This window comes from Mycobacterium sp. SP-6446, from assembly GCF_001954045.1.
GTDB lineage: Bacteria > Actinomycetota > Actinomycetes > Mycobacteriales > Mycobacteriaceae > Mycobacterium.
On sequence record NZ_MBEM01000024.1, the window covers coordinates 1 to 10,820 of the forward strand.

13 protein-coding genes and 1 pseudogene are annotated in these 10,820 nt (G+C 68.7%); 10 read left to right on the forward strand and 4 right to left on the reverse strand.

The window, feature by feature from the left end:
- The 3 genes from A5736_RS01800 to A5736_RS01810 form a co-directional block, all read left to right on the forward strand.
- Positions 1-605 (forward strand): EF-Tu/IF-2/RF-3 family GTPase (locus tag A5736_RS01800; RefSeq protein ID WP_371328350.1); only part of this gene is annotated, 605 nt, incomplete at its 5' end.
- On the forward strand, positions 605-1,078 hold the full coding sequence (gene rbfA / locus A5736_RS01805) for a 30S ribosome-binding factor RbfA (protein ID WP_076063583.1): 474 nt from the start codon (positions 605-607) through the stop codon (positions 1,076-1,078). The genes A5736_RS01800 and rbfA, both read left to right, overlap by 1 nt.
- Complete coding sequence (locus A5736_RS01810; RefSeq protein WP_076244206.1) at positions 1,053-2,063, forward strand: bifunctional oligoribonuclease/PAP phosphatase NrnA; 1,011 nt, start codon at positions 1,053-1,055, stop codon at positions 2,061-2,063. Before rbfA ends, A5736_RS01810 begins: the two co-directional genes overlap by 26 nt.
- Positions 2,064-2,089: 26 nt before the next feature.
- Here the strand turns inward: A5736_RS01810 and A5736_RS01815 are convergent, their stop codons facing one another.
- The gene (locus A5736_RS01815; protein WP_139333073.1) at positions 2,090-2,431 is read right to left on the reverse strand and encodes a hypothetical protein; all 342 of its coding nucleotides are present in this window, start codon (positions 2,429-2,431) and stop codon (positions 2,090-2,092) included.
- An 85-nt stretch (positions 2,432-2,516) separates the two neighbouring features.
- Entirely contained in the window at positions 2,517-3,266 is a 750-nt protein-coding gene (locus A5736_RS01820; protein WP_076244210.1) for an enoyl-CoA hydratase, read from the reverse strand.
- A gap of 39 nt (positions 3,267-3,305) precedes the next feature.
- Here A5736_RS01820 and A5736_RS01825 point away from each other — a divergent pair, with 39 nt between their 5' ends.
- Complete coding sequence (locus A5736_RS01825; RefSeq protein WP_076121998.1) at positions 3,306-3,575, forward strand: DUF2277 family protein; 270 nt, start codon at positions 3,306-3,308, stop codon at positions 3,573-3,575.
- Entirely contained in the window at positions 3,572-4,132 is a 561-nt protein-coding gene (locus tag A5736_RS01830; protein WP_076244212.1) for a DUF1802 family protein, read from the forward strand. Before A5736_RS01825 ends, A5736_RS01830 begins: the two co-directional genes overlap by 4 nt.
- On the opposite strand, the gene A5736_RS01835 is transcribed toward A5736_RS01830, so the two are convergent.
- On the reverse strand, positions 4,091-5,815 hold the full coding sequence (locus tag A5736_RS01835; RefSeq protein WP_076244214.1) for a CocE/NonD family hydrolase: 1,725 nt from the start codon (positions 5,813-5,815) through the stop codon (positions 4,091-4,093). The genes A5736_RS01830 and A5736_RS01835 overlap by 42 nt on opposite strands.
- Before the next feature lie 29 nt (positions 5,816-5,844).
- Positions 5,845-6,438 (reverse strand): DUF3558 domain-containing protein, encoded by a 594-nt coding sequence (locus A5736_RS01840; RefSeq protein WP_076122163.1) that lies wholly within the window; start codon positions 6,436-6,438, stop codon positions 5,845-5,847.
- A gap of 163 nt (positions 6,439-6,601) precedes the next feature.
- Between A5736_RS01840 and A5736_RS01845 the strand changes: the two genes are divergently transcribed.
- The 5 genes and pseudogenes from A5736_RS01845 to A5736_RS01865 form a co-directional block, all read left to right on the forward strand.
- Positions 6,602-7,579 carry a metallophosphoesterase gene (locus tag A5736_RS01845; RefSeq protein WP_076244216.1) on the forward strand — a complete coding sequence of 326 codons (978 nt, stop codon included), beginning with the start codon at positions 6,602-6,604 and terminating at the stop codon, positions 7,577-7,579.
- Positions 7,576-8,271 carry a 4'-phosphopantetheinyl transferase gene (locus tag A5736_RS01850; protein WP_076244218.1) on the forward strand — a complete coding sequence of 232 codons (696 nt, stop codon included), beginning with the start codon at positions 7,576-7,578 and terminating at the stop codon, positions 8,269-8,271. Before A5736_RS01845 ends, A5736_RS01850 begins: the two co-directional genes overlap by 4 nt.
- Entirely contained in the window at positions 8,268-9,173 is a 906-nt protein-coding gene (truB, locus tag A5736_RS01855) for a tRNA pseudouridine(55) synthase TruB (protein ID WP_076244220.1), read from the forward strand. The genes A5736_RS01850 and truB overlap by 4 nt, the downstream gene beginning before the upstream one ends.
- Positions 9,174-9,239: 66 nt before the next feature.
- Positions 9,240-10,442 carry a lipid-transfer protein gene (locus A5736_RS01860; RefSeq protein ID WP_076244222.1) on the forward strand — a complete coding sequence of 401 codons (1,203 nt, stop codon included), beginning with the start codon at positions 9,240-9,242 and terminating at the stop codon, positions 10,440-10,442.
- Between the two features lie 4 nt (positions 10,443-10,446).
- Positions 10,447-10,820, forward strand: a pseudogene (locus A5736_RS01865) (acyl-CoA dehydrogenase); the annotation flags it as partial.

Sequence of the window (10,820 nt, forward strand, 5' to 3'; positions counted from 1 at the left end):
TGAACCTGATCCTCAAGGGCGACAACGCCGGTACCGTCGAGGCGCTGGAGGAGGCCCTGATGGGCATCCAGGTCGACGACGAGGTGGAACTGCGCGTCATCGACCGCGGCGTCGGTGGCATCACCGAGACCAACGTCAACCTGGCGTCGGCCTCCGACGCGGTGATCATCGGCTTCAACGTCCGCGCCGAGGGCAAGGCGACGGAGCTGGCCAACCGCGAAGGCGTGGACATCCGGTACTACTCGGTGATCTACCAGGCGATCGACGAGATCGAGAAGGCCCTGCGCGGCATGCTCAAGCCGATCTACGAGGAGAACCAGCTGGGTCGCGCCGAGATCCGCGCGATCTTCCGGTCCTCGAAGGTCGGCGTCATCGCCGGCTGCCTGATCACCTCCGGCATCGTGCGCCGCAACGCCAAGGCCCGGTTGTTGCGCGACAACATCGTCGTCTCCGACAACCTGACGATCACGTCGCTGCGGCGGGAAAAGGACGACGTGACCGAGGTCCGCGACGGCTTCGAATGCGGTATGACACTGGGTTACTCCGACATCAAGGAAGGCGACATCATCGAGTCCTACGAGCTCGTTCAAAAGGAACGCGCCTAATGGCCGATCCCGCTCGGGCGCGCCGGCTGGCCAAGCGGATCAACACGATCGTCGCGTCGGCGATCGAGTTCGAGATCAAGGATCCCGGGCTGGACGGGGTGACCATCGTCGACACGAAGGTGACGGCCGACCTGCACGATGCGACGGTGTTCTACACCGTGATGGGACGAACGCTCGACGACGAGCCGGATTACGCGGCCGCCGCGGCCGCGCTGGATCGGGCCAAGGGCGCCCTGCGCACCATGGTCGGGGCGGGAACCGGTGTGCGCTTCACTCCCACTTTGACGTTCACCCGGGACACGACGTCCGACACCGTGCGACGGATGGACGAGTTGTTGGCCCGTGCCCGCGCCGCGGACGCCGATCTGGCGCGGGTTCGGGTGGGCGCCAAGCCGGCAGGGGAGGCCGACCCGTACCGTGAAACGGGGCTCGACGCTAAGGACACCGGTGACGACGATCAACGCGAAAACTGAGCTGGCCGATGCCCCAGTTGCCGGGGTACGCGTCGACGCCGTCCGCGCCGCCGAATTGCTGTCGGCGGCCACGACGATCGCGGTGGTCTGCCACGTCCATCCCGACGCCGACACCATCGGTGCGGGGCTGGCGCTGGCCACGGTCCTGGATCGGTGCGGCAAAGAGGTCGAGGTCGGTTTCGCCGCGCCGGAAACGTTGCCGGAGTCGCTGCGGACGCTGCCCGGTTGCCACCTGCTGGTCCACCCCGACGCGATGCGCCGCGGCGTCGATTTGGTTGTGACCGTTGACGTTCCGAGCGCCAAACGGCTCGGTGCCCTGATCGACCTGGCCGGGCCGGACCAGCACCTGCTGGTGATCGATCACCACGCCTCCAACGACATGTTCGGTACCGCGAATTTCGTCGACCCGTCGGCCGACTCCACCACGCTGTTGGTTGCCGAACTCCTCGACGCGTGGGGCAAGCCGCTCGACACCGACGTCGCGCATTGCATTTACGCGGGACTGACGACCGACACCGGGTCCTTCCGCTGGGCCAGTGCGCGGGCCCACCGGCTGGCGGCCCGGCTGGTGGACGCCGGCGTGAACAACGCCGCGATATCCCGGGCGCTGATGGACACCCATCCGTTCGCGTGGCTGCCGATGCTGTCGCGGGTGCTGGGTTCCGCGCAACTGATGCCCGACGCCGCCGGTGGCCGCGGCCTGGTCTACGTGGTCGTCGAGAACTCCGAATGGGTCAACTCGCGCCCGGAGGAAGTCGAGAGCATCGTCGACATCGTGCGCACCACGCAGCAGGCCGAGGTGGCGGCGGTGTTCAAGGAGGTCGACCCGCAACACTGGTCGGTGTCGATGCGGGCGAAGGCCGACGTGGATCTGGCGGCCGTCGCGTCCGTGTTCGGCGGTGGCGGCCACCGCTTGGCCGCCGGCTATTCGACCACCGGCTCGATCGACGACGCCGTGGCCTCGCTGCGCACCGCCCTCGGCTGATTCGGGTTTCAGCGCCGACGGCTGTATCACTTCGCCTTGGGCATGGCGTTGCCCCAAAAGGCGAGGACGGCGATGGCGAAGGCAACGAACACGATCGCCAGGCCGAGGGCCGGCCACTTCCACATCCGGGTTCGACGAGTGGTTCGACGGCTGCCGGAGACGACCGCCCCGATGCCCGCCAGCAACGCGGCAGCAGCGACCCCGCCGACGATGACGCCCGCTCCGCTCCACATGTTGTGAACGAAGCGCGTCACCGCTGGGCTGTCGCAGTCGTCGCTGCAAATGGGCATCATCGTCCACAACAAACCCAGCGCCGCGGCGGCGAGCGCCAGCAGGCTGGCCCCCGCTTGCACCACAAAAAGGCTCACCGTCGCGGTTTTGTCGGCGGTCGATCGCGGCCGTGCAGGCGGCGCGAAGCTCGCACTGTAGGGCGGCTGGTGGAAGGTCACGCGCCTAGCGCACCTGGGAGCGTCCGCGTTGCAGCACGGCCTCACGGTTGGCGGCGATGTCGTCGCCGCTGGTCCGGAATTGCCTGGCCGCCATGGCTTCCAGCCACAGCCCGGCGCTCGTCTGGGAATCGTCGATCCGGTGATACGACGCCAGCAGCGCCCGCACCGCGTTCTGGTTGTTGCCGACGATGCTCGCCGCCACCTCGCGGGCGGTGGCCAGCAGCGCCTCGTGCGGAACCACCTCGGTGACCAGCCCGGCCCGCAGCGCGTCGGCCGACGACAGGTAGTCCCCGGTCATGCTCATCCGCCGGGCCAGGCCGACCCCCACCTTCTGCGGCAACCGCACGCTCAAGCCCCAGGTGGGCAGCAGGCCCACCCGGGCGTGGGTGTCGGCGAAGCGCGCCTGCTCCGAGGCGATCACGATGTCGCAGTACAGGACCAGCTCCAGCCCGCCGGTGACGGCGGCGCCGTTGATGGCGCCGATCACGGGCTTCGTCATCGCCGGCCACCGCGGTGAGATGTCCGGCAGGGCCGACTCGCTGCCCAGCTCCTTGAGGTCGAGTCCGGCGCAGAACACCGGATCGGTGCCCGTGACGATGACGACGTCGACGTCGTCGTCGGTCTCGGCGTCGGCCAGAGCACCGAAGAACCGGTCGCGCAGCGCCGTCGACAGGGCATTGCGGGATTGGGGCCGGTTGAGGGTCAGCGTGCGCACCCGCTCGTCGGTGTCGATCAGCAGGATGTCGTCGGTCATGCCATCACCGTAATCAGGGGCGGCGCCTATCGTTGAGCCATGTGCCGAAACATCACCGAACTGCGGGGTTTGCAGCCCGCGGCCACGGCCGAGGAGATCGCGGCGGCTGCCCGCCAGTACGTGCGCAAGGTCAGCGGCATCACGCGCCCGTCGGCGGCCAACGCCGAGGCGTTCGAGGCGGCGGTCGCCGAGGTCACCGAGACGACGACGCGGCTGCTGCGCGCCCTGCCGCCGCGGCGCCAGCCGCCCAAGACCGTTCCGCCGCTGCGCCGGCCCGAGGTGCTGGCCCGGCTCGGCGGCCCGGTATGACGCTCACCGCCACCGCACCCGCGCTCAAGGAGTGGAGCGCCGTCGTGCACGCGCTGCTGGACGGCCGCCAGCGCGTGCTGCTGCGCAAGGGCGGCATCGGCGAGAAGCGTTTCGAGGTCGCCGCCCGGGAATTCCTCTTCTTTCCGACCGTCGCGCACAGCCACGCGCAGCGCGTCCGGCCCGAACACCGCGACCTGCTCGAACCGGCGGCCGCCGACAGCACCGACGATCAGCTGCTGATCCGGGCCGCCGCGAAAGTCGTTGCCGCGCAAGAGGTCAACCGCCCCGACGGGCTGGCTGCAATCGAGGATCTGCACATCTGGACACCCGAATCGGTGCGCGCCGATCGGCTCGACTTCCGCCCTAAGCACAAGCTGGCGGTGTTGGTGGTGTCGGTCATCCCGTTGGCCGAGCCGGTGCACATCGCCCGCAGCCCCGACTACGCGGGCTGCAAGAGCTGGGTGCAGCTGCCGGTGCGGCCGGATTTGGCGGCGCCGGTCTACGACGAAGCAGTGCTAGCCGACGTCGCCGTCCGGGTCCGCGACGCCGTCGGCTGACAGGTCGGGCGGTCCGACCGGAAGCAGCAGCCGCGAGCGTCCGTAGTGCACGGCGTGGTTGGCCGGCTTCGACTGCTGAGCCGTCAACAGCGGTTCGCCGGTGCCGAGGTTGCGCGCGTAGCGGGGGAACCAGCTGCCGGCGATCAGCAGGCGGATGCGTGAGCCGGCCCGGAAACGATGGGCGATCCCGTCGAGTTCGATCCTGACGGTCGTCGCGGCGTTGCCGGCCTGACTCAGGCGCCGGTAGCCGTCGCTGACGTTGCGGGATCGCCCCCTGGGATCGATATCCCTGACCTCGCTCACCCGCACGAACAGGTCGACGTGCGGATTGTCCGAGCTGTGCGCCAGCTCGACGACCGGGGTTCCGTACACGCACACATCGTGGGTAAGCGTCGCGCTGGTGAAGGCGAGCACGTCGTCGCGCAGGGCGAGCCGGCTGTCGTCGCGATAGCCGCCGCTGCGCAACAACAGCGGGCCGCCGGTGGTGGGCGTCGGATCGGCGGGGTCGGAGCGGAACGTCGCCGGGGCCACCCCCGCCAGGTCTGTCGGCCGGGCCTCGTCGAGATACCGCCCGGGCCGCAGATACAGCGCCCGCTCGGCGGTTTGCGGCGGCCAGTCGGGCACGTTGCGCCAGCCTTGGCCGGTGACGTACACGCGGACCCGGCTGGGCCGGCGCAGAGCGGGCGCGCCGCCCAGGTGGGTGTCCAGCCAGTCCATCGAATCCGCGACCGTGATACCCAGCGCCCTGCTGAGCTGCTGGGTGTGTGTCCAGGGTCCGACCGTGAGGGCGACGTCGACGCCGCGACGGCGCAGATGGGCGTAGTGGTGCAGGGTTTGCTTGACGAAGATGTCCTGCCAACCTCCCACCAGCAGGACCGGCACCTGGACCCGGTCCAGCGCCTCGGGGAACCGCAGCCGGTCCCAGAACGGGTCGTCGCGGTCGGGATGTTCGATCCACGATTCGAACCAGGGCGCGCCCGTGCCGAGCAGCGCCCGCGCCGCGGCGCCCATCGGCAGTTCACCCACTGCCCGGGCGATATTTCGCTGCGCCCGTAGTTGACGGATGGCGGTCCCGATGCGCCCGGCGCGCTCTTGGTGGGTGACCAGATCGCACCAGCCCAGGAATTCGTTGACCGTGAAAGAGCCAGTGCCCCAAACCGAGTCGTTGAAATCGTGCGGGCCCACGGTGATGACGGCCGCGGCCAATTCCGGCGGCGGATCGGACAACAGCGCCCACTGCGTGAATCCCAGATACGAGAGCCCGATTGTGGCGAATCGACCTGTGAACCAAGGCTGTTCACGCAGCCAGGCGACCGTGTCGGCGCCGTCAGCGGCCTCGTTGACCATCGGCTCGAACACCCCGCCGGAGCCGAACGTCCCACGCACGCTTTGCAATACGACGTGATAGCCGCGGGCCGCATACAGTCGGGCGAACACCAGCGAGAAGGGAAATCCGCGCCCGTAGGGCCCGCGGACCAGCACGGTGCCGGCGGGTGTGGCGGTCGTCGGCGCGTAGTGGTCGCCCACCAGGTGGATCCCGTCGCGCATCGGGACTTCAACCCGATTCACGGTGTACCCAGTGCTCGCCGGGGGCAGGCCCAACAATCGGCCGACGGCATTGCCGCCGGCCTGCTTGAGCGCGCCCAGCGCGGGTTCGGCGGGCCGGGTCGGTGTCGACGTCACGGCCCTCAGGTTAGGGGTCACCGGCCGGGCTAGAACTTGTAGTACGGCACGAGGTCGTTGGCCCGCTGCAGGTTGGTGGACGGGCAGTCGACCTCGGGGTTGGAGTAGATGGTCGAGTAGTACAGCGCCTGCTGCAGCACCCCGTAGCTGGTCTTGAACGCCACCATGCAGGAGAAGTACCAGTAGCTGTTGTGATACGTCGGCTTCAAGACCCAGTACGTGGCGGCGCGATGCCCGGCGATGGTGGTCTCCAGCGCGTCGGGCGGCAGCGACTGTTCGTATTGGCGCCAGATGATGGGCTCGACGGCCAATTGGTAGTTGCCCGCGTCGAAGTGGCAGCGCAGCCCGTCCTCGGGCTCCGGCGGAGTGAAGGCCAGCCCGAGCCGCTGCAGGGCGTCGAACGGGATGTCCCGGCACGGATCGAAGGGGCTCGGGTCAGTGGTTGCCACGATCGGGCTCTTCATCGTGGTCTCCGGGGTCTCCATCGGGGCCGCGGTCGAGCGCAGCTCGACGGCCTTGTCCGCGGCTGGCGCGGGCGGGCCGGTGTACCAGCCCGCGGTTCCCCCCAGGGCCGCCGCGATCAACGCAGCAACCGCTCCGATCAGTCGCACTCTGGTGAACACCATGCCCCCTGATCCGCGCCCCCTGACGCCTCGGCGATCCCTTGGCCGGGAGTGTACAAGTCGGGTCAGCAGCCTCACAGAGAAACGAGAACACGTTCTAATCCGTCGATCAAGGCCCTGGCCGAAACCCGCCTAGGGCAGCGGGTCGTTAGGCTGGTTAGTCGTGGCAAGTCAGCAGTCGGGCAATGGGGGACAGCCGACCGGTCAACCAACCTTGTGGGCGGTTTCGGACCTGCACACCGGCCACGTCGGCAACAAGCCCGTCACCGAATCGCTGCACCCGTCGTCGCCGGAGGACTGGCTGATCGTCGCCGGCGACGTCGCCGAACGCACCGACGAGATCCGCTGGGCCCTTGACCTGCTGCGACGCCGCTTCGCCAAGGTGATCTGGGTACCCGGCAACCACGAGCTGTGGACCACGAATCGCGATCCCGCGCAGGTCTTCGGCCGGGTGCGGTATGACTACCTGGTCCACATGTGCGACGAGCTCGGCGTGGTCACACCCGAGCACCCGTTTCCGGTGTGGACCGAACGCGGCGGCCCCGCCACGATCGTGCCGATGTTCCTGCTTTACGACTACACCTTCTTGCCCGAGGGGGCGACGAGCAAAGCCGAGGGTCTGGCCATCGCGCGCGAGCGCAACGTGGTGGCCACCGACGAATTCCTGCTCTCACCGGAGCCCTACCCCACCCGCGACGCCTGGTGCCGGGAGCGGCTCACGGCCACCCGCGCGCGCCTCGAACAGCTGGACTGGATGACACCGACCGTCCTGGTGAACCACTTCCCCCTGGTCCGCGACCCCTGCGACGCGTTGTTTTACCCGGAATTCTCGCTGTGGTGCGGCACCACCAAGACCGCCGATTGGCACACCCGCTACAACGCCGTCTGCTCGGTCTACGGGCACCTGCACATCCCGCGGACCACTTGGTACGACGATGTGCGTTTCGAGGAGGTGTCGGTCGGTTACCCCCGGGAGTGGCGGCGGCGCAAGCCGTACACCTGGCTGCGCCAGGTCCTGCCGGATCCGCAATACGCGCCCGGCTACCTCAACGACTTCGGCGGTCACTTCGTGATCACCCCCGAGATGCGCAAACAGGCCACGCAGTTCCGGGAACGGCTGCGCCAGCGGCAGTCACGATGACCGAGCCGATGCTGGTGTCGTCGGTGCTGCCGGCGTCCGGGGATCCGGCGTATGGGGATCTGGCGTACGCGGAGGCGTACTCCGATCCGCCCGGGCTGGCCCCGTTGCCCGAGGAAGAGCCGCTGATCGCCAGGTCGGTTGCCAAGCGGCGCAACGAGTTCATCACCGTCCGGCACTGCGCTCGGATCGCGCTGGGCGAGCTCGGGGTGCCGCCGGTGCCAATCCTCAAGGGCGACAAGGGACAACCGTGTTGGCCCGACGGCGTGGTCGGCAGCCTCACGCACTGCACGGGCTATCGCGGCGCGGTGGTGGGGCGCAGTGCATCCGTGCGGTCGGTGGGTATCGACGCCGAACCACACGACGTGTTGCCCAACGGCGTGTTGGACGCTGTCACGCTGGAGGAGGAACGCCACGAGATTTCCGCCCTGCCCGAGGGCCTGCATTGGGATCGAATCCTGTTCTGCGCCAAGGAGGCAACGTACAAGGCCTGGTTCCCGTTGACGAAGCGCTGGCTGGGTTTCGAGGACGCCCACGTGGTTTTCGACGTCGATCCGGCCGGCGGCGGAAGGGCCGGGGTGTTCGTGTCCAAGATCCTGATCGATCCCGCCGCGCTGTCGGGCCCGCCGCTGACCGCGCTGCGGGGGCGCTGGTCGGTCGAGCGCGGGCTGGTGCTGACCGCGATCGTGCTATGAGCGAACCGGGCCCCGGCGGCTCCGGCATTGTGGTGATCGACAAGCCGGCCGGAATGACCAGCCACGACGTGGTGGGCCGGTGTCGCCGCATTTTTTCCACCCGCAGGGTGGGACACGCGGGGACGCTGGACCCGATGGCCACCGGCGTGCTGGTGATCGGGGTCGACCGCGCCACCAAGATCCTCGGCCTGCTGACGGCTGCGTCGAAGTCGTACGCCGCCACCGTCCGACTCGGCCAGACCACGTCCACCGAGGACGCCGAAGGTGAACTGCTGCAAAGCGTCTCGGCCGAGCGGGTGACCGGCGAGGCGATCGCGGCCGCGGTCGCCGGGCTGCGCGGTGAGATCCGGCAGGTGCCGTCGGCCGTCAGCGCGATCAAGGTCGGCGGGCGTCGCGCCTACCGGTTGGTCCGCGAGGGCCACGAGGTCGAGCTCGAGGCCCGGCCGGTGCGCATCGACCGGCTCGAGGTGTCCGACGTTCGACGCCGCGGCCCTCTCGTCGACCTCGACATCGAGGTCGATTGCTCGTCGGGCACCTACATCCGCGCACTGGCGCGCGATCTGGGCGCCGCACTCGGTGTCGGCGGACACCTGACGTCGTTGCGGCGCACCCGCGTCGGCCGCTTCACGCTGCAGGAGGCGCACTCGCTCGACGAGCTGGCCGAGCGCGACGCCTCTTCTAGGCTGAGCTGGACGCTCGACGAGGCGTGTCTGCTGATGTTTCCGCGCCGCGAGCTGTCCGCCGAGGAGGCCGAGGCGACGAGTAACGGCCGGTCCCTTTCGCCGGCCGGTGTCGACGGCGTCTATGCCGCCACGGACCCCGACGGCCGGGTGATGGCGCTGCTGCGCGACGAGGGATCGCGCACGAAGTCGGTGGTGGTGATACGGCCCGCGACGCTGTAGGCATACGCTGGGTCGCGGGTAGCTAGACGGGCTACGGTTCGGAAGGGGACAACGATGTCCAGCGAGATGTCCAGCAAGACGTCCAACAAGGTTTACGTCGTCGGCGTCGGCATGACGAAATTCGAGAAGCCGGGCCGCCGAGAGGGCTGGGACTACCCGGACATGGCGCGGGAGTCCGGCACCAAGGCCCTCGAGGATGCCGGGGTCGACTACCGCGACATCGAGCAGGGCTACGTCGGCTACGTCGCGGGCGACTCGACGTCCGGGCAGCGGGCCCTCTACGAGCTGGGCATGACCGGCATCCCGATCGTCAACGTCAACAACAACTGCTCCACCGGCTCGACGGCGCTTTTCCTGGCGGCGCAGGCCATCCGCGGCGGAATCGCGGACTGCGCCATGGCGCTGGGCTTCGAGAAGATGCAGCCCGGGCCCTTGCAGGGCGGTGCCCAGGACCGGGAATCGCCGATGGGCAAGCACGTCAAGGCGTTGGCCGAGATCGACGAATTCGCTTTCCCGGTGGCGCCGTGGATGTTCGGGGCGGCCGGCCGCGAGCACATGAAGAAGTACGGCACCACCGCCGAGCACTTCGCCAAGATCGGCCTGAAGAACCACAAGCACTCGGTCAACAACCCGTACGCGCAGTTCCAGGAGGAGTACACCCTCGACGACATCCTGGCGGCGAAGATGATCTCCGACCCCCTTACCAAACTGCAGTGCTCGCCGACCTCCGACGGCTCGGCCGCGGTGGTGCTGGCCAGCGAGGAATACGTGGCCAACCACGGCCTGGCCGGGCAGGCGGTGGAGATCGTGGGGCAGGCGATGACCACCGACTTCGAGTCCACCTTCGACGGCAGCGCCCGCAACATCATCGGCTACGACATGAATGTGCAAGCCGCCCAACGGGTTTACGACCAGTCCGGGCTCGGTCCCGAGGACTTCCAGGTGATCGAGCTGCATGACTGTTTTTCCGCCAACGAACTCCTGCTTTACGAGGCGCTCGGCCTGTGCGGGGAAGGTGAGGCGCCCAAGCTGGTCGACGACAACCAGACCACCTACGGCGGCCGCTGGGTGGTAAACCCGTCGGGCGGACTGATCTCCAAGGGGCACCCGTTGGGCGCGACGGGGCTGGCGCAGTGTTCCGAGTTGACCTGGCAGCTGCGCGGGGCGGCCGACGAGCGTCAGGTCGACAACGTCACCGCCGCTTTGCAACACAACATCGGCCTGGGCGGCGCGGCCGTCGTGACGGCATACCAGCGCGCCGAACGCTGAACCCATGATCGAGTGGTCCGACACCGACCTGATGGTTCGGGACTCGGTTCGCCAGTTCGTCGACAAGGAGATCCGCCCGCATCTGGACGAGTTGGAAACCGGCCAGATGTCGCCCTATCCGATCGCGCGAAAGCTGTTCAGCCAGTTCGGTCTCGACGTCATGGCCGCCGAGGCGGTCAAGAAGATGCTGGACCGCGAGCGGGCCAAGGAAGCGGGCGAGGCGCTCGACGAAAAGCAGGACGGGACGGGCGGTTTCGGCGCGCAGGGATCGATGGTCGCGGTGCTGGTGTCCGAAATCGCCCGGGTCAGCATCGGATTGCTCTCCACCGCGTCGGTCAGCCTCGGCCTGGGCGCGGCGACCATCATGAGCCGCGGGAC

Bases quoted from the DNA above. Each gene is read 5' to 3' on its own strand.
- rbfA (WP_076063583.1), top strand. From the start codon at position 605: ATGGCCGATCCCGCTCGGGCGCGCCGGCTGGCCAAGCGGATCAACACG.
- A5736_RS01860 (WP_076244222.1), top strand. From the start codon at position 9,240: ATGTCCAGCAAGACGTCCAACAAGGTTTACGTCGTCGGCGTCGGCATG.
- A5736_RS01825 (WP_076121998.1), top strand. From the start codon at position 3,306: ATGTGCCGAAACATCACCGAACTGCGGGGTTTGCAGCCCGCGGCCACG.
- A5736_RS01850 (WP_076244218.1), top strand. From the start codon at position 7,576: ATGACCGAGCCGATGCTGGTGTCGTCGGTGCTGCCGGCGTCCGGGGAT.
- A5736_RS01830 (WP_076244212.1), top strand. From the start codon at position 3,572: ATGACGCTCACCGCCACCGCACCCGCGCTCAAGGAGTGGAGCGCCGTC.
- truB (WP_076244220.1), top strand. From the start codon at position 8,268: ATGAGCGAACCGGGCCCCGGCGGCTCCGGCATTGTGGTGATCGACAAG.
- A5736_RS01820 (WP_076244210.1), bottom strand. From the start codon at position 3,266: ATGACCGACGACATCCTGCTGATCGACACCGACGAGCGGGTGCGCACG.